16 protein-coding genes are annotated in these 20,929 nt (G+C 68.4%); 5 read left to right on the top strand and 11 right to left on the bottom strand.

Translation table 11 applies throughout. The features are described from left to right. Positions 1–59: 59 nt before the first annotated feature. From bioC to bioB, 5 genes are all read right to left on the bottom strand, one after another. Positions 60–944, bottom strand: coding sequence for a malonyl-ACP O-methyltransferase BioC (gene bioC, locus HMPREF3113_RS11440; RefSeq protein ID WP_070472493.1), 885 nt, complete (start codon positions 942–944; stop codon positions 60–62). A 37-nt stretch (positions 945–981) separates the two neighbouring features. After that, positions 982–1,764 (bottom strand): SDR family oxidoreductase, encoded by a 783-nt coding sequence (locus HMPREF3113_RS11435; RefSeq protein ID WP_070472490.1) that lies wholly within the window; start codon positions 1,762–1,764, stop codon positions 982–984. A 59-nt stretch (positions 1,765–1,823) separates the two neighbouring features. Next, positions 1,824–2,585, bottom strand: coding sequence for a pimeloyl-ACP methyl ester esterase BioH (gene bioH / locus HMPREF3113_RS11430; RefSeq protein ID WP_070472487.1), 762 nt, complete (start codon positions 2,583–2,585; stop codon positions 1,824–1,826). A 16-nt stretch (positions 2,586–2,601) separates the two neighbouring features. Further along, entirely contained in the window at positions 2,602–3,813 is a 1,212-nt protein-coding gene (gene bioF / locus HMPREF3113_RS11425) for an 8-amino-7-oxononanoate synthase (protein WP_070472484.1), read from the bottom strand. Between the two features lie 62 nt (positions 3,814–3,875). Beyond that, a complete protein-coding gene (gene bioB / locus HMPREF3113_RS11420) occupies positions 3,876–4,910 on the bottom strand; it encodes a biotin synthase BioB (protein WP_070472481.1) in 1,035 nt (344 codons plus the stop codon). A gap of 70 nt (positions 4,911–4,980) precedes the next feature. Here bioB and HMPREF3113_RS11415 point away from each other — a divergent pair, with 70 nt between their 5' ends. From HMPREF3113_RS11415 to HMPREF3113_RS11405, 3 genes are all read left to right on the top strand, one after another. Next, complete coding sequence (locus HMPREF3113_RS11415) at positions 4,981–5,694, top strand: ComF family protein (protein WP_070426156.1); 714 nt, start codon at positions 4,981–4,983, stop codon at positions 5,692–5,694. A gap of 71 nt (positions 5,695–5,765) precedes the next feature. Next, positions 5,766–6,326: an HdeD family acid-resistance protein gene (locus HMPREF3113_RS11410; protein WP_070472478.1), complete on the top strand. Its 561-nt coding sequence runs from the start codon at positions 5,766–5,768 to the stop codon at positions 6,324–6,326. A gap of 47 nt (positions 6,327–6,373) precedes the next feature. After that, positions 6,374–6,874 (top strand): SecDF P1 head subdomain-containing protein, encoded by a 501-nt coding sequence (locus HMPREF3113_RS11405; RefSeq protein WP_070472475.1) that lies wholly within the window; start codon positions 6,374–6,376, stop codon positions 6,872–6,874. A gap of 24 nt (positions 6,875–6,898) precedes the next feature. Here the strand turns inward: HMPREF3113_RS11405 and HMPREF3113_RS11400 are convergent, their stop codons facing one another. Genes HMPREF3113_RS11400 through HMPREF3113_RS11375 form a run of 6 tightly spaced genes read right to left on the bottom strand, consistent with a single transcriptional unit; the run spans position 6,899 to position 14,123 of the window. Then, on the bottom strand, positions 6,899–8,704 hold the full coding sequence (locus tag HMPREF3113_RS11400) for an MFS transporter (RefSeq protein ID WP_070472472.1): 1,806 nt from the start codon (positions 8,702–8,704) through the stop codon (positions 6,899–6,901). A 53-nt stretch (positions 8,705–8,757) separates the two neighbouring features. Continuing rightward, positions 8,758–9,873 (bottom strand): N-acetylglucosamine-6-phosphate deacetylase, encoded by a 1,116-nt coding sequence (nagA, locus tag HMPREF3113_RS11395; protein WP_070472469.1) that lies wholly within the window; start codon positions 9,871–9,873, stop codon positions 8,758–8,760. Further along, positions 9,870–10,646: a DeoR family transcriptional regulator gene (locus HMPREF3113_RS11390; protein WP_019185238.1), complete on the bottom strand. Its 777-nt coding sequence runs from the start codon at positions 10,644–10,646 to the stop codon at positions 9,870–9,872. The genes nagA and HMPREF3113_RS11390 overlap by 4 nt, the downstream gene beginning before the upstream one ends. 34 nt (positions 10,647–10,680) lie before the next feature. Continuing rightward, positions 10,681–12,009: a D-tagatose-bisphosphate aldolase, class II, non-catalytic subunit gene (locus tag HMPREF3113_RS11385; protein ID WP_070472466.1), complete on the bottom strand. Its 1,329-nt coding sequence runs from the start codon at positions 12,007–12,009 to the stop codon at positions 10,681–10,683. A 23-nt stretch (positions 12,010–12,032) separates the two neighbouring features. Further along, entirely contained in the window at positions 12,033–12,959 is a 927-nt protein-coding gene (locus HMPREF3113_RS11380; RefSeq protein WP_070472464.1) for an ROK family protein, read from the bottom strand. Between the two features lie 6 nt (positions 12,960–12,965). Then, positions 12,966–14,123 (bottom strand): SIS domain-containing protein, encoded by a 1,158-nt coding sequence (locus HMPREF3113_RS11375; RefSeq protein WP_070472461.1) that lies wholly within the window; start codon positions 14,121–14,123, stop codon positions 12,966–12,968. Between the two features lie 333 nt (positions 14,124–14,456). Between HMPREF3113_RS11375 and HMPREF3113_RS11370 the strand changes: the two genes are divergently transcribed. Then, a complete protein-coding gene (locus tag HMPREF3113_RS11370) occupies positions 14,457–17,816 on the top strand; it encodes a TIM-barrel domain-containing protein (protein WP_070472458.1) in 3,360 nt (1,119 codons plus the stop codon). 133 nt (positions 17,817–17,949) lie between these two features. Continuing rightward, positions 17,950–20,922, top strand: coding sequence for a TonB-dependent receptor plug domain-containing protein (locus tag HMPREF3113_RS11365; protein WP_070472455.1), 2,973 nt, complete (start codon positions 17,950–17,952; stop codon positions 20,920–20,922). Positions 20,923–20,929: the final 7 nt, after the last annotated feature.

Here is a 20,929-nt window from a genome sequence, read left to right as displayed (position 1 = left end):
TCTACGGGATCACCGTGATCACCGCGGCCGGCGCGATCACCTCGATCAGCGCGATCGGCTCAGGGCGTTCTGCGGCGGATCGGAATCGCCGACACCGGCACCGTGGCGACATCGTGCCCGCGCTCGCGGATCGGTGCGCCACCTTCCGGTGCCCAGGCGTGTGCGTAGATCACTTCCCAGCTGCTGGGCAGCTTGCCGTCCTCGCGTCGCAGCGGCTCGTAGGCGGCACGCGCGGCATCGAAACGCCCGCGCCCGGTCAGTGTGTGGCGGCGGTCCTGGCGCGCGTTGGTGGCGCCGATCGCCTGCAGCTCGCGCATCAGCGCGGTCAGGTCGTCGTAGGTCAGGGTGAACAGGTCGCGGTCCAGCACCGGGTCGCGGAAGCCGGACATCATCAGCGCATCGCCGAACTGCGCGATCGGGGCGAAACGACTGACATGCGGCACCTCGTCGGCGGCGGCGAACGCATCGCGCAGTTCGATCAGCGTCTCCGGCCCGAACGTGGAGACCAGCAGCAGGCCGCCCGGCTTGAGCGCACGACGGAACCCGGCGAACACCGCCGGAAGATCCTCGACCCACTGCAGGCACAGGTTGCTGAAGATCACATCCACGCTCTGGTCCAGCACCGGCAATGCCTGCGCGTCGCCGCACACGCGCGAGAACGGCTTCCACCAGCCGGCCTGCTTCTTTGCTTCGCGCAGCATCGGCTGGGCCAGGTCCAGCGCGATCACCTGCGCCTTGGGCCAGCGCTTCTTCATCAGCGCGCTGGCGTGGCCGGTGCCGCTGCCGACATCGAGCACCACCTGGGGCTGGCGGTTTTCCAGGTAGTCCAGCGATTCGAGCAGGCGCTTCTCCACCTCGCGCTGCAGCGCGGCGGCGGCGTCGTAACTGCGGGCGGCGCGCGAGAAGGCGCGGCGGACGTGATGCGGATCGAAGCTGGACGTCATGGGGTACTCACGGCTCAAAACGGTGGTGCGGGTGGAATCAGAAGGTGCCCGGGTAGGCGCCGCCATCAATCAGCAGGTTCTGCCCGGTGATGTAGCCGGCCTGCGCGCTGCACAGGAAGGCGCAGGCGGCGCCGAACTCGTCAGCGGTGCCGAAACGGCCCGCGGGAATGTGGGTGCGTTTGCGTTCGGCCAGCTGGCCGGCGTCGATGCCCTGCTGCTGCGCCAGGTAGGCGAAGTTGCCGCGCAGGCGGTCGGTATCGAACTGGCCCGGCAGCAGATTGTTGAGGGTGACATTGTGCGCGACGGTCTTGCGGGCCAGTCCGGCCACGAACCCGGTCAGTCCGGAGCGTGCGCCGTTGGAGAGCCCGAGGATGTCGATCGGGGCCTTCACCGACGAGGAGGTGATGTTGACCACGCGGCCGAAGCCGCGCTCGATCATGCCGTCCACGGTGGCGCGGATCAGCTCGATCGGGGCCAGCATGTTGGCATCCAGCGCGGCGATCCAGTCTTCGCGGCTGAACTGGCGGAAATCGCCTGCCGGCGGGCCACCCGCGTTGTTGACCAGGATGTCGACCTGCGGACAGGCGGCCAACGCAGCGTCGCGGCCTTGGGTGGTGGCGATGTCGGCGACGACCCCGATCACCCGGCGCGCACCCGGCAGGGCCTGCAGTTCGAGCACGGCGCGGTCCAGGGCCGCTTCACCGCGCGCGGCGATGACCACGTTGACGCCTTCGCGTGCCAGTGCGCGCGCGCAGCCCAGCCCGAGGCCTTTGCTGGCGGCGCAGACCAGGGCCCAGCGGCCGGCGATTCCAAGATCCATGGGTCAGTCCTGTGGGGAAAGGCAGGCGTACATGATCGGCGATGCGTGGCCGGAACAGGTCAAGGCAGTGCGGCAACGAAGTGTTGCAGCTGCGTGGCGACCTCGTCGGTATGGCCCAGGAACGGCGCGTGCCCGCCCTGGGCGACCACGTGGGCCTGCGCGCCCGGCACCCGTGCCGCGGCGGCCTGCATGGCCCGCGCCGAGACCAGGCGGTCGCGCTGGCCGGCCAGCCACAGGCTCGGTTTGCCCAAGGTGGCCAGGGCGCCGCGCAGGTCGGTGTTCTCCAGCAGGCGCAGGCCTTCCTGCAATGCGCGCGGGGCCGGTTCACCGCGGGCGACCAGCATTTCGCGCAGCGTGCGCAGTTCCTGCCGCGCGTGCTCCGAGCCCATCGCATCCAGCGCCAGGAAGCGCTCCAGCGTGCCGCGGTAGTCCTGCGCGAGATCCTGGCCGAACTGCTCGAACACCGCCGGCTCCACCGCGTGGGGCCAGTCATCGCCGCGCACGAAACGCGGCGTGGCTGCAATCATCGCCAGGCCGCGTACCTGCGGCAGCGTCGCGGCGGCATGCAGGGCGAACAGGCCACCGAGCGACCAGCCGCACCAGACCGCCGGTGGCGTGGCGGCGGCGATGGCATTGACCACGTAGGGCAGGCGCAGCGGCGTGGTGTCGTCACGGCTGGCGCCGTGGCCGGGCAGATCCACCAGGTGCAGCTGGACGTGCGCGGACAGGCGCTCCACCAGCGGCGCGAACACACCGCCATGCAGCGCCCAGCCGTGGATGAGGACCAGTGCCGGGCCCTGGCCGATGACCTCGATATGCATGCTCAACGCTGCGGCATCACGCGGTCAGGGCATTCAGTGCGTGCTGCTGGACCGCGGTGTCGCGTGCGTGTGCGATCGCATCGACCAGCGCGTGGACCTGCGCCGGCGCATGCAGCGCGGACAAGGTCACGCGCAGGCGCGCCTTGCCCTCGGGGACGGTCGGCGGGCGGATCGCGCTCACCAGGAAACCGGCTGCTTCCAGCGCGGCCGACATCGCCATCACGGTGGACTCGGCGCCGCACAGCAGGGGTTGGATCGGGGTCTCGGATGGCATCAGTTCCAGACCGTGCTGGCGGGCGCCGGTGCGGAAAAGGCCGATCAGTTCGGTGAGCTTCTCGCGGCGCCAGTCATCGCGGCGCGCCAGCTTCACCGCGGCCAACGCGGCGGCGGCCTGGGCCGGCGGCACGGCGGTGGTGTAGATGTAGGGGCGTGCCGTTTCGGCCAGGTGCTGGATCATCGCCTCATCGCCGAGCACGACCGCACCACTGCCGCCCAGTGCCTTGCCGAGTGTCGCCAGCTGCAGCGGCACATCGTTGACGCCCAGGCCGGCCTCGGCCACGCAGCCGCGGCCGTGTTCACCGACCACGCCGATGCCATGCGCGTCATCGACGTACAGCAGCGCTTCCTGCATGCGCGCCACCAGCGACAACGACCGCAGCGGCGCGATGTCGCCGTCCATGCTGAAGACGCCGTCGGTGGCCAGCATCGCCGCGCCGCTGGGCGCGTGCTTGAGCTGGCGCAGTGCGCCTTCGGTATCCAGATGCGGGTAGCGGCGCAGGCGGCAACCGGCCAGGCGCGAGGCATCAAGCAGGCTGGCGTGGTTGAGCCGGTCCTGCACGCAGACATCATCCTCCTCGCTGAGCAGCGCCTGTTGCACGGCGAGATTGGCGGCGAAACCACTGCCGAACAGCAGGGCCCGCGGATAGCCGAGCCAGTCGGCCATCTCCCGTTCGAGCGCGTCATGCAGCGCGTGGTGGCCGCAGATCAGGTGCGAGGCGGTCGCGCCGGCGCCTTCGCGCGCGGCGGCATCCTGCAATGCGCTGACCACGCCGAACTGCTGCGACAGACCCAGGTAGTCATTGCTGCAGAAGTTGGTCAGCCATTGACCGTCCACTTCCAGCTGCACGCCATCGCGCCGGCTCACCACGCGGCGCACCCGCAGGCGCCCCTGCGCGTCGCGGAGCTTGCGCTGGGCCTGGATGCGGTCGTGCAGGTCAGGACGGGCCATGGTCGTCAGGGGGTCCGGGTGGGCTGTTAGCGTACCCGGTTGCCGGGCCCGCTGCTCGGGGCTCAGGCCGCGCGCCCGCAGGGGCCGCCGGCAGTGATGTCGGCATGGACCGTACCCGGGTGGTCGTGCCCGGTGGCATCCACCGTGACCGCCATCGGGCGCAGGCCCAGCCGCGTGAACAGGGCCAGGTCGTGCGCGGTGTCCGGGTTGCCGGTGGTCAGCAGCTTTTCGCCATGGAAGATGGAATTGGCCCCGGCCAGGAAGCACAGCGCCTGCAGCTCATCGCTCATCGCCTCGCGCCCGGCCGAGAGCCGCACCATCGAACGTGGCATGACGATGCGGGCCACTGCGATCATCCGCACGAACTCGAACGGGTCCAGTTCCGCGGTGCCGTGCAGGGGCGTGCCGGCGACCTGCACCAGCCGGTTGATCGGCACCGAATCGGGGTGGGCCGGCAGGTTGGCCAGCGCCAGCAGCAGCCCGACGCGGTGCTCGCGGGTTTCGCCCATGCCCACGATGCCGCCGCAGCAGGTCTTCAAGCCGGCGTCGCGCACGTGGCCCAGCGTGTCCAGGCGGTCCTGGTACTGGCGGGTGTGGATGATCGAATCGTAATAGTCCGGTGCGGTGTCCAGGTTGTGGTTGTAGTAGTCCAGCCCGGCCTCACGCAGCGCGGTGGCCTGCTCGCCGCTGAGCATGCCCAGCGTGGCGCAGGTCTCCAGGCCGAGTGCCTTCACCTCGCGGATCATTGCCGCCACCTTGGGGATGTCGCGGTCCTTGGGCGAGCGCCGCGCCGCGCCCATGCAGAACCGCGAGGCGCCAGCCGCCTTGGCCTGGCGCGCCTTGGCGACCACCTCGTCGGTGGCCATCAGCTTCTGTGCGTCCACGCCGGTGCTGTAGCGCTGCGCCTGCGGGCAGTACGCGCAGTCTTCCGGGCAGCCGCCGGTCTTGACCGAGAGCAGGGTCGAGATCTGGACGTCCGCCGGGTCGAACTGCTCGCGGTGCACGCTGGCCGCGCGATGCAGCAGGACCGGGAAGGGCAGCGCGAACAGGGCCAGTACCTCTTCGCGGTGCCAGTCGTGGCGGATGACAGAAGCCATGGGAGTGTCCTGACAGATAGTGGAACGAAAGGGCGGCAGTCTGGTGAGGCTGTCACCATCTGTCAACCATATGATCTTATCTAAAGTTTACGGTGCGCTGGGCTGGCTGGGCTGGCAGATCCTGCCGTTGCGCTGCCTGGTCTGCGATTGTCCCGGCGAGGACGGCATGGACCTGTGCCGCGCCTGCCATCGGGCGCTGCCGTGGAACGACCGTGCCTGCCGGCGTTGCGCCCTGCCGCTGGCGGTGGACGACCCCGGGGACGCCGACGGCGATCACTGCGAGCGATGTGTGGACGACTGTCCCCGCCAGGCGGCGGCCAGTGCCGCGTTCCTGTACGCGCCGCCGATCGACAGGCTGCTCATCCGGTTCAAGTTCCACCAGGATCTGGCCGCGGGACGGTTGCTCTCGCAGCTCATGCTGCAGCGCGTGCCGTCGTTTCTGGCCGGGCCGCTGCAACCGATGCCACTGCACCGCCGCCGCCTGCGCCAGCGGGGTTACAACCAGGCGCTGGAACTGAGCAAGCCACTGGCACGCGGGCTGTGCTGCCCGCTCTGGAACGGGCTGCAGCGCACCCGCCAGACCGCCGCGCAATCGACGCTGGATGCGGACGCCCGGCGCTGCAACCTGCGCGATGCTTTCGCCGTGCGTGGGCATCCGCCCGCCGGGCTGACCATCGTCGATGATGTGATGACCACCGGGGCGACCACCGATGCCGCGTTGCGCGCGCTGCAGTATGCCGGCGCCGGGCCGATGCAGGTCTGGGTCTGCGCGCGGGTGCCGTAAGCCCCGTTGCCGCGCCCTGCACGGCGCGAGGTCGTACCATCGGCCCGTCATCATCCCCGCAAGGACGTCACATGAACCTGCCGCCGGATTCGCGCACCTCACCTCTTCTCACTGCCATCGGCCGCAGCTGGTGGGTGCTGATGCTGTACGGCGTAGTTGCCGTGGTCTTCGGGCTGATCGCGATCACGCGGCCCCTGTCGGCCGCCACCGCGCTGGCCTGGGCGATTGGCGTGATGGCCCTCGTGGAAGGCCTGATCAGTCTGTTCGCGCTGTTCGGCCGCAGTGGCGTGCCGCGTGGCTGGCTGCTGGTCTATGCGCTGGCTTCGCTGGTGTTCGGCGCGTTGGCTGTGCTCAACCCACTGGCCACGGCCAGCGTGCTGATCCTGCTGCTGGCGGCCTGGCTGATCGTCGCCGGCATCTACCGCATCGTGTTCGCGGTCCGGGTGCGCAAGGAAATCCAGGGCGAGTGGCTGCTGATCCTCAGCGGCGTGCTGGCCATCGTGCTCGGCGCGATGATGGTGGCCAACCCGATGGCGGGCATTGCCGTCACCACGCTGTGGATAGGGATCGGCAGCCTGCTCTATGGCGTACTGCAGATCGTGGTGGCCTGGCGCATCCGCCGCCTGCGCTGAGCACGCGCAGCGGCGATACTCGTGTCCCCACACAAGGAGAAACAGGCATGCGCAGTTGTCTGCTGATCGCCACCATGATGCTGGGTGCCGGACTGAGCGCCTGCACCCAGGCACCTCCTGCGCCGGCGGCGATCGAGACACCGGCGGGCGTCGCACCGCTGGCGAACGCACGCATCCAGATGCGTGAGGTGGCCGAGGATGCCCGCCACCCCGGCGTCACCACGCTCAAGGACCGCGACGGCAACGTGCTGCCCCTGATCGAGCCGGCCTTCATCACCACGGCCGACATCGCCTCGGTGGCCGTGGGCAGCGACGGGACCACCGGACACGGGACGCTGATCCTGCGCTTCACGGATGCCGCGGCGCCGCGGATCCTCGCCGCGACGGAAGCGCGCGTCGCCAAGCGTGTGGCGTTTACCGTTGGCGATCAGGTCCTCAATGTCGCCGTCATCGCCGGCCCCTTCGCGCAGTCCATGCAGGTGAGCGGACTGGACAGCAACGAGGAAGCCCACCGGCTGTATACCGAGATCACCGGCAAGGCGCCCTGAGCACCTCGCGATCCGCGGAGGCGCTCAGCGGAAATTCGCCTCGATCTGCTCCAGCGATTTGCCCTTGGTCTCCGGCAGCCAGAATGCGGCGATGAGGAAGTACAGCAGCGTACAACCGGCCCAGAAGAAGAACATGCTGGCGTAGCCGTGGTGGCCGACCGTGGGCAGGAAGATCGCGGCGATCACGGTGGAAACGAACTGGTTGATCAACAGCGCGATGCTCATGCCGTTGGAGCGGATGCGGGTGGGCATCAGCTCGGACAGCGCGAGCCACACGCACACGCCCGGGCCCACCGCGAAGAACGCCACGAACAGCAGGATGCAGCCGGCGACCAGCCAGCCGTGGGTGGGCGAGGGCACCGGGCCGATCACCGCACGTTCGATCACCAGCGGCGCGTTCGCGGCCTGCGCTGGGTCCGGGAACGGGTTGAGATGCAGCGTGCGGAAGAAGCGGCCGATCACGCTGTCGGCGGAGACCGCATCTTCGCGGCGGATCTGCAGCGTGGCGTCAATCGGGTTGTCGCTGCGCAGTGAGCGCACGTTGCTGAAGCCGCCGTAGGCGTAGGACACGGTCAGCTGCTGGGGCGCGGTGCCGGCGTTGCCGTCCAGGCGCTGCCATTGCGCGGCGTCCAGCGGCAGCGACAAGGTGGCGCCGCTCACCTGCTGCTGCAGCGCGGCCTGCACATCCAGCCGCCCGCGTTCGCTCTGCACGAACAGCAGCGCCGCAGCCAGCAGCGACAGCGTGATGCCGCCACTGCCCAGCATCAGCAGGAACTTGCGGCCTTTGCGGTCCACCAGCAGCAGCGCGACCACCGTCATCACGGCATTGAGCAGCTTGATCGCCACATCGGCGCCATTGGCCACCGAGCCAGGCAGGCCGGCCTGGTTGAGGATGTTGACCGCGTAGGCCAGCACCGAATTGATGCCGGTGGCCTGGGTGAAGGCCAGCACCAGGCAGGCCAGCACGAACGGCCACACGTAGCGGCGGCTGAGCAGCGGGTCGCGCTTGCCGTTGCGGCCGGTCTGCATCTCTTCGGGCGCCTGCATGCGCTGCAGGGTCGGCTCCACCTCATCCGCGGCGACGGTACGCTGCAGGGCACGGCGCGCCTTGTCGATGCGGCCACGGCGCACGAGCCAGCGGGGGGATTCACTGATCAGCAGCACGCCCCCGGTGAACACCAGCCCAGGCAGCAGGCAGCTCCAGAAAATGGTGCGCCAGGCGTGATCCTTGACGTCGAACAGCAGGCGCTGCTGCTCGGCACCGGGCAGATGGCGCACCGCGGCCGTCGCCGCATCCACTGCATGCGCGTGGTACAGCCCGATCACGGCCGCCAGCACCAGGCCGATGGTCAGCAGCAACTGGAACATCGCCGCGCCACGCCCACGTCGTTCCGGGCTGAGCACTTCGGCCAGGTAGAGCGGCACGACGACACCGATCAGGCCGCCACTGATGCCCTGCAGCAGGCGCCCCATCAACAGCGCGCCATAGCCATCGGACAATGCCATCACCGGAATGCTCGCGGTGAACAGCACGCCGGCCAGCAGCATCGCGCCACGGCGGCCGATCAGGTCGGCGACCATCCCGGCGAACAGCGAGGACAGCACACTGCCCAACAGCACCGCGGCGACCACGAAACCCAGCTGCTGGCTGGTCAGGTGCCAGCTCGCGGTGGCGGTGGCCTCCAGATAGGGCAGGGCGCCGGCGATGATGCCGATGTCGATGCCGTAGAGCAGCCCGCCCATGCCACCGATGAACAACAGATAGCGTACCGCCCAGCGTGGCGCGGAAGCGCCGGCGTGCACGGGCATGGCTGCGGAAACGTCGTTCATCGTGCCGGTCCTGTCTGCTGCTGCGTGCGCCATGGCGGCGCGGGAGTCCACGCTCAGTCGAGCGCGATGTCGTCGCCTTCCACCACCACGCCGCGCACGCGCAGGTCGTGGTCGAGCACCACCAGGTCCGCCCAGGCACCGGTCGCGATACGGCCGCGGTCATCGATGCCAAGGTAGTCGGCCGGGTAGCGCGACAGCCGGTGGGAGGCATCGGCGATGTCCAGGCCGAGCGAGACCAGGTTGCGCAGCGCCTGGTCCATGGTCAGTGCGCTGCCGGCCAGCGAGCCGCTCGACAGCCGCACGCAGCCCAGGCACTTGTGCACGCGCTGTACGCCGAGCGCGTATTCGCCATCGGGCATGCCGGTAGCGGCGGTCGCATCAGTGACGCAGTACAGGCGCGGAATCGCGCGCAGCGCGGTGTGGATCGCGCCGGGATGCACGTGCTGCAGATCGGGAATGAGTTCGGCGTACTGCGCATGCGCGAGTGCGGCGGTGGCGATGCCCGGGTGGTAGTGGTCCACACCGGTCATGCCATTGAACAGATGGGTGAAGCCGGCCGCACCGGCGTTCAATGCGGCCACGCCGTCATCATAGCTGCCGGCGCTGTGGCCGAGCTGCACGCGGATACCGAGCGCGCTCAGGGCAGGAATCAGCGCGAGGTGCTGGCCGATTTCCGGGGCGAGGGTCAGCACCTTGATCGGGGCGATCGCGTGCAGGCGCTGCACGTCGGCCAGGGTGGCCTCGACCACCAATGGTGGCTGCGCGCCGAGGCGCTGCGCGCTGATGAAGGGGCCTTCCAGGTGGACGCCGAGCACGCGCGCCATGCCGGGTTCGCGCGTGGCGATCGCAGCGGACAGGCCTTCAAGCGCCCGCGTGATGTCGTCTTCCTGCGCGGTCATGGTGGTGCCCAGCAGCGCGGTGGTGCCGTGCCGGGCGTGCGCGCGGGCCACCGTCTGCGCGGTCGTGCCGCCCTGCATGATGTCCACCCCGGCCCCGCCATGCACATGCAGGTCGATGAAGCCGGGCAGGATCAGCGGCACCTCCGCATCGTCGCGCGGGTCGGCGTGCGCGGTGTCGATGGCAGTGATGCGCTGGTCGAAATGGAGATCGCCGCGGACCCAACCGGTGTCGGTGAGCAGGCGGCCGTGCAGGGAGCGGGACTCGGTCAAGGCGGGGACTCGGCGATGATCACTTCGACGCCCAGCCGCTGCAGCCCTTCCAGGTACTCGGGCTCGATGCTGGCGTCGGTGATGATGGTATGGACCTGGTCCAGCCGCGCGATGCGGTGCAGGCTGACCCGGCCGAACTTGGAGGCATCGGTCAGCACCACGATGCGGCGCGCGCGCTCGACCATGCGGTGGTTGAGGCTGGCTTCGGCCTCATGGTGGGTGGTCAGGCCGAACTGCAGGTCCAGGCCGTCCACACCGAGGAACAACGTGTCGAAGCTGTAGGTGTTGAGGCTGGCTTCGGCCTGGCTGCCATGCAGCGACAGCGACTGCTTGCGCAGCAGCCCGCCGGTGAGCAGCAGCTCCACGCCGGGCGCATTGGCCAGCTCCCAGGCGATGTTGAGCCCGTTGGTCATCACCGTGACATCGCGATGCCCGCGCAGGTGCCGCGCCAGGGTCATCGTGGTCGAGCCGGAATCGATGATGATGTTGTCGCCGGCTTTGACCAGCTTGGCCGCCTCGATACCGATGCGGTCCTTCATCGGCAGGTTCAGCGCATCCTTCTCGTGGATGTCCTGTTCCTGCGGCGGCGTGCGCACCAGCGTGGCGCCCCCGTGGGTGCGCGTGGCCAGCCCCTGCGACTCGATGTGGGTCAGGTCGGCGCGGATCGTCACTGCCGACACCGCAAAGCGCTCCACCAGCTCGCTGACCTGCACGTTGCCGTGCTCGACCAGGGTCTGGAGGATCTGTTGGCGGCGCTGCCGGGTGTTTCGCATGGGGGCGATTCCGTTCGAAAGGGAAAGCCGAAGCTTACCGTTCCGAAAGCTCCTTGGCCTGCCGGGTTTCGTTATGCGCGCCCGAGACGTTGCGATTGCAGGCCCGGGCGTACTCGGCCAGGCGCAGCGCCACCTTGTGCTGGATCAGCGCCAGCGGTTCGGGCTGCAGCTCGTCGGCTTCGATCGCCTTGAGCTGTTCGGGCATGAACTGGCCGAGCAGCATCTGCGGCGGCGCGTGCGCGGTGAGATTGGCGACCAGCGTGTCCAGCGCCGCCTGCACCGCCGGCTCGCCCCAGTAATAGCGGCTGCGGTCGCTGAGCGAATACGCGCGCAGCAGGCGCAGTTCGTGTTCGTCGCCCTGGTAGTAGCTGCGCCAGCTGCCGGGTTTGTCGACCATGCAGCGGTCCAGCACCTCGATCAGCTGCGAGTGCTGCGTGGCCGGCAGCAGCTCGCGCTCGATCATCGCCAGCGCGAACACCGCTTCGCGGAAGGCATAGGTTGCCGCCGGGCCGACTTTCAGGATTGCGAAGTGATCGCGGACCAGCGCGTGCAGGCCAGCTTCGGTCTGGTAATCGGTGGAGTGCGCTTCGAACACGATGCGCGGCTGCTGTTCGACGAAGGCCGACAGGTCCGCGGCGGCGGCAGGGTCGTAGTAGTGCACGCTGCTGTGGTCGAAATCCACGCCGGGCTGCACCACCATCGCGATCACGCGCTCCCAGGCCGGCAGCAGGTCCGGGGCGGAAAATGCTTCGCGGTGGATGGCCAGGGTGGTGGCCGCGGCCGCCGGCGTCGTCACCTGCAGGCCACCGGCCAGCGAGGCCTCACCGCCGGGAATCGGCACTTCGGTGCCGATCACGTAGACCGGCGGCGGCAGCCCGTGCTCGGCAGCGGTGCGCTCGGCAATCCGCGCCAGTTCGGCCGAGCGCGCCGCGACGATGGCGTCCGGCAACGGCGTGGGGTCATCGGCGCAGGACATGCTGCAGTCCAGGTGGATCTTGTGGAAACCGGCGGCCACATAGGCGGCGATCAGCTCGCGGGCGTTGGCCATTGCGGCCGCTGTGGGGCCTTTCTGCCAGGCATTCGGACCGAGGTGGTCGCCGCCGAGCACCAGCCGCTCGGCCGGGAAGCCCGCATCGCGCGCCAGCTGCAGCACGTAGTCGCGGTACTGCGGTGGGGTCATACCGGTATAGCCGCCGAACTGATCGACCTGGTTGGAGGTTGCCTCGATCAGCAGCAGGGTGTCGTAACGCTGCGCCACCTGCATCGCCGCCAGCAACACCTGCGCGTTGCTGCAGCAGACGCTGTACAGCCCGACGGGGGCGCCCTGGCGATGGGTGGCGATCAACGATTGGACGGCGGACATGGCAACTCCAGTAACAGCGGTGTTCAGGGGGAGGGATGGTGCTGACGTGCGAGCAGGGCGGCGCCCCGCGCACCGCCGGCATCGCCGAAGGTGGGCGGCAGGATCGGCGGCACGCGCACGCCGGTGAACAGGTACGGCGCGATCGCGGCCGGCAGATCGCGATACAGCTGCTCCAGCTTGGACAGCCCACCGCCGAGCACGATCACGTGCGGATCGAGCGCGAGAATCAGGCTGGCGAAGCTGTAGCCGAGCAGGTCGCGGTGGATGTCCAGCGCCTGCTGCGCGATCGCATCGCCGGCCTGCGCGCGTGCGACCACCTCGGCAGCATCCAGCGCTGTACCACCGCGCCGCGCATGGATCATCGCCAGGCCGCTGCCGGACACGTACCGCTCCAGGCAGCCGCGCAGGCCGCAGCCGCAGTCCAGCAGCGGCAGATCGTGGCGCTGCTGCAGTGTGGCGGGCAGGCTCCAGTGGCCCCATTCGCCGGCGATGCCGTTGTGCCCGGCGATCAGCCGGCCACCGACGCAGAAGCCACCGCCCGCACCGGTGCCGAGGATCACCCCGAACATGCTGGGATACCCGGCGGCGGTGCCGTCATGCGCTTCGGACAAGGCGAAACACTGCAGATCGTTGCCCAGTTCCAGCGGGCGCTGCAGGCGAGCCTGCAGGTCCGCCCCGACTGTGTGACCGGTCAGGCTGGGCACATTGGCACTGAGCTGGCGGCCGCTGGCGCGATCACGCACGCCGGGCAGGCCAAGGCCGACGGCGACCCCGCGCTGGCCGAGCGCGGCATCCGCCGCATCGACCAGATCGACGATCGCCTGCAGGAACGCAGCGTAGTCCCGGGTCGGCGTCGGTACGCGCTGGCGATGATGCACCGCCAGCGCGGCGTCGCACGCGACCAGCTCGATCTTGGTGCCGCCGATGTCGATGCCGTACCAGGTCTGCATGCGTGCTCAGCCGTGGGGGTGGATGGTCACGCCCTGCACCACACGGTTGACCGTGCCGTCGGGGAAGGGATTGTCGGGCGTCATGCCGAGCGCGGCCGAACGCTGCAGCGCATAGCACTGCGGCACCAGCAACCACAGCGGGGCCAGCCACGGATCGGGCAGTGCAGGTGCGGCGAGGACGAAGTCGCCGTCGGCGCGGTCCGCGTCATCCGGCCCGATCGACAGCACCCGCCCGGCGATGCCGTCGCGGCGCAGTTCGTTCAACAGGTCCTGCTCGTAGCGGCGGGCCAGCGGCTGTGCGCTGCGCAGCATCACCACCAGCGTTTCACCGTTGAGGGTGGACTTGGGCCCATGGCGGAACCCCAGCGGGGTATTGGCCAGCGCCAGCACCTGGCCGGCGGTGAGTTCGAGCACCTTCAGCGCGGCCTCGCGGGCGACCGCTTCCAGTGGCCCACTGCCGAGATAGATGACGCGCGAGTATGGCGCCTGGGCCAGCGCGGCCACCGCCGCATCCCAGGCATCCAGTGCGCGTTCGCCGTGGTTGGCCAGGCTGTGCAGACGTTCCAGGCGCTGCGCCCACGGGGCGCTGTCGAACGCACTCAGCGCGGCCAGCAGCATGCAGCTCAGGCTGCTGGTCATCGCGAAGGCGCGGTCGCAGCTGGCCGCCGGCATCAGCAGCGACAGCGTATCGCTGCGGCCGTGACCACGCTTGGCAAGTTCGCCTTCGGCATTGCAGGTGATATCCACGAAGCGTGCGCGGTCGACCTGGTCGCGGACCAGATCCACCGCCGCCACGCTTTCCGGGCTGGAGCCGCTGCGCCCGAACGAGACCAGCAGGGTCGGGCGGTCGCGGCGCAGGTACAGCGCCGGATGGGTCAGCAGGCTGGTGGTATGCACGGCGCGGACCTCGGCAGGCCACTGCGCATTGATCTGGTCGGCCACCATCTCGGCAATGAACCCCGAGCTGCCGGCGCCGGTGAAGATCACCAACTGGCCGGGATCGCGCAGGGCTTCCCCGAGGAAGTCATCGATGCGCGCCTGCGCTGCGTCCAGAAGGCCGGCCAGCGCGGCCCACAGCCGGGGCTGCTGGGCGATTTCTTCGGCGGTATAGGCGCCACCGAGGCGCTGCCACGTGGGCAAATCAGGGAGCAGAGAAGCGTCCATTCGCAATTCCTGTTGGGCGACCGCACCTTCTGCGTTTTCTTTCGAAATGTCAAATATCGAAAGATAAAGAAAAGGTAGTTCGGTCACAGTTTTCGTCGTCTTCTTCGCGGGCTACCGTCAGCACTTCGACGGAATGCCGCGCCGCAGCAAGGTTTCGGGCGGTCGAAAACGCGTATTCAGGCGCCGTTTGGAAAGAAGGACGGCACAGTATCTTTCGTTTTATATAAATTATCCTTCCTTTTTCTTTGCAATTTGTTGACATCTTTCGAGACCCTGCCCTAGAGTCGGCCGCACTGGTTTCAGTTTCCCGCTGACCGCGGGCTTGGGGGCAAGGTGGACTTCCGGTTACGACGCACTGGTCTGACGATTGCACTGCTTGCGGCAGTGGCGCTGGGCGGCACCGCCAGTGCCGCGCCGGTGGGTAACCTGCGTGCGATCAGTGCCACCCCCGCCAACGACGGCACCCCCGGTTGGACGCTCAGCACCGATACCGGCGCCACGGTGCGCGTGGACCTGTTGCGCGATGACGTCCTGCGCGTGCGCGCCGGCCGCAACGGCACGCTCACCGATGCCGGCGACAAGGCCGCACCGATCGTGCTGCCGCAGCCGGCCGCGAAGGTCGCCTTCCAACTGGAGGAAGAGGTCAACGAGGTGCGCATCCGCACCGACGCCCTGGTGCTGCACATCCAGCGCCAACCGCTGCGCCTGTCATTGGCTCGCCGCGAGGGCGAACGCGATGTCGCGCTGTGGCGCGAACTGCAGCCGCTGGACCTGGACAAGGACCAGAGCGTGCAGGTGCTTTCCAGCGAAAGCGATGAGCACTTCTACGGCGGTGGCCAGCAGAACGGCCGCTTCGAGTTCAAGGGCCGCGAACTGGAGGTGTCGTACTCCGGTGGCTGGGAAGAAGGCGATCGCCCCAACCCGGCGCCGATGCTGTTGAGCTCGCGGGGCTGGGGCATGCTGCGCAACACGTGGAGCGACGGCACCTACGATCTGCGCCAGGCCGACCAGGCCACGCTGCTGCACCGCGAGGACCGCTTCGATGCGTACTACTTCGTCGGGCCGAGCCTGCATACGCTGCTGGACCGTTACACCACGCTGACCGGCCGCGCCGGCCTGCTGCCGCGTTGGGCGTTCTCCTATGGCGACGCCGACTGCTACAACGATGGCAACAACATCAAGAAGCCGGGCAGCGTGCCCGACGGCTGGAGCGACGGCCCGACCGGCACCACGTCCGACGTGGTCGACAGCGTGGCCAGGCAGTACCGCGAGCACGACATGCCCGGCGGCTGGATCCTCCCCAACGATGGTTACGGCTGCGGCTACAAAAAGCTGCCCGAGACCGTGCAGGGGCTGGCGAAGTACGGCTTCAGGACCGGCCTGTGGACCGAGAACGGCGTCGACAAGATCGCCTGGGAAGTCGGCACCGCCGGCAGCCGCGTGCAGAAGCTGGATGTCGCCTGGACCGGCAAGGGCTACCAGTTCGCGATGGATGCCAACCAGTCCGCGTTCAACGGCATCATGGACAACTCAGATTCGCGCCCGTTCCTGTGGACGGTGATGGGCTGGGGCGGCATCCAGCGCTATGCGGTGGCCTGGACCGGCGACCAGAGCAGCAGCTGGGATTACATCCGCTGGCACATTCCGACCCTGATCGGCTCGGGCCTGTCCGGCATGGCCTACGCCAGTGGCGACGTGGACGCGATCTTTGGCGGCAGCGCCGAGACCTTCACCCGCGACCTGCAGTGGAAGAGCTTCACCCCTGTGCTGATGGGCATGTCCGGCTGGTCGGGCAATGCGCGCAAGCACCCGTGGTGGTTCGATGAGCCCTACCGCAGCGTCAACCGCGACTACCTCAAGCTGAAGATGCGCATGACCCCGTACATGTACGGGCTGGCACACGATGCAGCGACCAGCGGTGCACCGCTGCTGCGCGCGCTGATGTGGGACTACCCCCAGGACCCGCAGGCCTACACCGAAGCGCACAAGTACCAGTTCCTGCTCGGCCGCGAGCTGTTGATCGCACCGGTGTACCGCAGCCAGGCCGCAAGCCGTGGCTGGCGCCGCGACATCCACCTGCCGCAGGGCCGCTGGATCGACTACTGGGATGGCCGCCAGCTGCAGGCCGGCGCCGAGGGGCGCTCGCTGGATCGTCCGGTCGATCTGGCCACGATCCCGGTGTTCGTGCGCGCCGGCGCCATCATCCCGATGTACCCGGCGATGCTCTACGACGGTGAGAAGCCGCTGGATGAAGTGACCTTCGATCTGTATCCGCAGAGCACCTCGCAGTACACGCTGTACGAAGACGATGGCGCCACCCGCCGCTACGAGAAGGGCGAATCGAGCACGCAGGCGATCACGGTGCAGGCGCCGGCGCAGGGCAGTGGCCCGGTGCAGGTGCGCATCGATCCCGTGCAAGGGCACTACGCCGGCCAGCTGCCGCAGCGCCGCTATGCGCTGCGCGTGCTCAGCCGCCAGCGCCCGGCCACGGTGACGCTGGGCGGACGCGCGCTGCCGATGCTGGCCGACCAGGCAGCGTGGCAAGGTGCGGGCGAGGGCTGGTACTTCGATGCGGCAGAGCGCCGCGGCACCCTGCACGTGCGCACCGCGCCGACCGACATCCGCCAGGCACTCACGCTGCAGCTGGATCTGCCGATCGCCGCCGCACCGGTCGACGATGCCTTCCCGGCCGCACCGGAACTGGGCCGCGCGCTGCCCTCCGACAGCCTGCTGGTGGTCAACCGGCCGGCCGAGGAGCAGGGCTATGAGATGGAGAAAGCCTTCGACGATGATCCGGCCACGTGGTTCCGCACCGTGCGCAACCAGGCGGTCAAGACCGGCGCGCACGAGTGGGTGCTCGGCTTCGGCGAACGCAAGCTGATCGACGGCATCGAACTGGCGCCGCGCAACGACCAGCACTGGAAGAACGGGCAGATCCGCGACTACGAAATCTACATGGCCGACAGCAACGGCGAGTGGGCTGAGCCTATCAAGCGCGGTCGTCTGACCCTGCAGCAGGGAATGCAGCAGATCGACTTCCCCGCCCATGCCGGCCGCCTGCTGCGCTTCCGCGTGCTGAGCACGCAGAACCCGGAAGGCGACGGTGCCAGCGGTGCCGACCCGATGGTCACCGCGGCGCAGGGCAGCATCGCGCGTGCGGTGGATGCGCTGCAGCCGCGTGATGTCGGCCCGATCGTGCTGTCCACCTTCCATGTGCTGGAGCATCCGCAGCCCGAAGGCCCGGCGCAGCAGCTGTATCTGTCCGCGCTGCCGCTGCCGGCGCCGTTGAAGGCGAGCGTCGCTACTGACCATGCCTTCGGTGGCCAGACGGAGATGCGCATGAACGGGCTGCATTTCCGCCGCGGCCTGGGCGTCAACGCCAGCAGCCGGATCGACCTGCAGCTGGGCGGCAACTGGCGCCTGCTGCGCGCCGACCTGGGCATCGATGATCAGTGCCGCACCGCCGGCGGCATGCAGTTCCAGGTGTGGGGTGACGGTCGGCTGCTGTACGACAGCGGTCTGGTCAACGCACCCGGTGTGGTCAAACCGGAGCTGGACGTGCGCGGCCTGCAGCGGCTGAGCCTGCGCACGCTGGGGGCGCAGGGCGATCACCCCGCGCAGGTCTGTGGCAACTGGGCCAATGCCGCCCTGATCGGACAGGAGGGCGATACCGCCAGCATCGTGTCGCCGTAACCGCACCGCCTGTCGAAACACCGCTCTCTCCCGTTTCCCGTCTGCGGCCGTCTGGCCGCGGCACGGGGGACGTTTGCCCGAACACACCCATCCACCGCCAGCCACACGCTGCGGATCGAACAAGGAGCCAAAGATGTTGACCGAACGCCATCGCCATCGCCGCATCACCGCCACCCCCTTGTCCATCGCACTCGGCCTGGCCGTCGCGGTGGTCGGCAGTGCCAGCGCCCAGGACGCAACGCCCGATACCAAGGCCACCGAGCTGTCGCGCATCGAGGTGACCGGCTCCAACATCCGCCGCAGTGATGTGGAAACCGCCTCGCCGGTGCAGGTGATCAGCAAGCAGGACATCGAGAACATGGGTGCGCGCACCCTGCTGCAGGTGCTCGACAATCTGCCGGCGGCACGTCCGGGTCAGCAGGATGCGCGCTCGCTGTTCACCGGTTCGGATGGTGCCTCGCAGGCCAACCTGCGCGGCCTCGGCGCACAGGGTACGCTGGTGCTGCTCAATGGCCGTCGCCTGTCCTACTACGGCGCGCCGGCCGGCTTCCAGACCCAGTTCGTCAACATCGATGCAATCCCCGCTGCAGCGATCGAACGCATGGAAGTGCTGACCGACGGTGCCTCGGCCGTGTACGGCACCGATGCGGTGGCCGGTGTGATCAACGTGATCACCAAGCGCTCCTACCAGGGCGCGGAGATCAATCTCACCACTGACAAATCCTCGCGGATCAGCTCCTACGGCGAACACCAGGGCAGCATCACCGCCGGCTTCGGCGACCTGGATGAAGACCGCTACAACGTCTACGCCTCGGTGAACCTGTACCGGCGCGATGCGATTCCGCTGAGCGACTTCTACGACAAGCGGCCCGACCAGTACTACGTCAACAACCCGAACTACCTGCCCAACCTGCGCCTGGGGACCGGCAGCAAGCCGGGCGAGTTCAACCCGGGCAGCTACTTCGCCTTCGATCCGGTCACCGGCCGCCGCGTGCAGGAAGCCGCCCCGGGCTGCAACAACGTACTCACCAGCGAAGCGGCCGGCCCGCGCTGTATCTGGGAGACGTGGATGAACAACGAGATCGACGCCGGCGCCAAGTCCGAGCGCAACACCGCCTACGTCAACGCCCACTTCCTGATCGGCGACAGCACCGAAGCCTTCGCCGAAGCCACGTACACCGACATCGACCTGACCGCCAACGGTGGCACGCCGCGTGCCTACGGCACCACCACCGGCAACCCGACCAGCTGGTTCTCGCGCAATACCGGCACCACGGTCAACCAGTTCCTGTATCCGTACCTGGGCCCGAACAACGAATACAACAACGCCTCGCCCGAACTGAAGGCACTGATGGGCGGCGTGGTCGGCCTGCAGTACCTGCTGCAGGACGTGGGCGCCAACCACTTCGGCCAGCGCAACACCGATCAGAGCTACCGGGTGGTGGCCGGGCTGCGCGGTGACATTGGCGACTGGAACTGGGAAACCGCCTTCGCCACCGCGGGCAGCCACTCGGTCACCTACCAGACCACCAACGTGAACCTGGCCGGCTTCGAGAAGGCCTTTGGCCCGTACTCCGTCGACCCGGGCAGTGGCCGCGTCATCATTTCCGACCATCCGGCCTACAAGTTCGGCGAGATCAGCGAGGCCAACGCCGCGCTGATCCGCGAAGCGTTCCCGACCTTCGATATCCAGTCCTGGACGCGCCTGCATACCCTGGACGGCAAGATCGAAGGCCCGCTGTTCCAGATGCCGGCCGGCGAAGTGCGTGCGGCCTTCGGCTTCAACGCCAGCCGCGAGACCTTCTACACGCCTGGCAACCCGGACGCGGCCAACGGCCTGATCACCCAGCAGGGTGGCTCGTGGTTCGACGGCAAGCGCAACACCTACGCGCTGTTCGCCGAGACGGTGGCGCCGCTCACCGAGAAGCTGGAACTGGACGCCGCGCTGCGCGTGGACAAGTACCCGGACTTCAGCGCCAACCTGGCCCCGAAAATCGGCCTGAAGTACCAGATGTTCGACCAGCTGATGCTGCGCGGCACGTACTCCACCGGCTTCCGCGCGCCCAGCCTGGCCGAGTCCGGCAACGGCGGCGTGTTCGCCCAGCTGGGGGGCTACCGTGATGAAGTGCGCTGCAACGAGACCAACGCGATCGCCAACCTGCTGCTGAAGTCGCAGCGCGGCGGTGACGTGGACCTGGGCAATACCCTGCTCAATACCGATTGCAGCCGCACCGTGGCGCGCATGACCCAGCCCAACCCGGACCTGAAGCCGGAAAAGGCCAAGATCACCACGCTGGGCTTTGTCTACGAGCCGACCCAGTGGCTCTCGGTATCGGCCGATTACTGGTTCATCTACCGCAGCAACGAAATCGTCGCCCCGGATTTCACCCGCGATGAAGACATCATCTCCTCCACCCGCTCGCCGATCACCGACAGCGACCGCGCCAACCTGGCCGCCCTGGCGGCGATGTGCGCCGACCCGGCCAGCGGCGTCGCCTGTCCCGGCACGCTGCCCGGCTACAGCGTCGGCAACGTGGCCAGCGTGGTGGGCCAGTACAAGAACCGTGGCAAGACCCTGATCGACGGCTTCGACATCGACGCGCGCAGCCGCTTCTCGCTGGGCGAGTGGGGCAACCTGAACATCGGCGTGGCTGCCACCCTCGCCAACCGCAACCGTTCCTACCTGGATGACGAAAGCGGCTGGTACTACGGCGACCTGGTCGGCTACTACAACAACCCGCGCCTGCGCGCCACGTTGAACGCGGACTGGAGCTACAAGCAGGTCACCACCAGCGTTTTCGTCAACTACGTCGGCGGCACCAAGTGGGCGCTGCAGCAGATCGACGAGGAAGACAACAACCCGCAGACGTGCACCGCCGGCTACCTGCCGGTGGAGCAGAGCAAGTGCGATGGTGCGCCGTCGTGGTGGACCGCCAACCTGAGCGTGGCCTGGCGCCCGGACGAGCACTGGAACGTGGGCTTCACCATCAAGAATCTGTTCGACCGTCTGCCGTTCTATGACCCGAACAGCTTCCTGGGCGACTCCAGCGATTACGCCACCATCTTCGGTCGCGGCTACAGTCTGACCGTGGGCTACAAATTCTGATGCAACC

Origin of the sequence: Stenotrophomonas sp. HMSC10F06 (assembly GCF_001807865.1) — a bacterium.
Classification (GTDB): Bacteria; Pseudomonadota; Gammaproteobacteria; order Xanthomonadales; family Xanthomonadaceae; genus Stenotrophomonas; species Stenotrophomonas bentonitica_A.
Note: the sequence above shows the minus strand (reverse complement) of the source record. Positions and strands in the feature narration are given on the sequence as shown.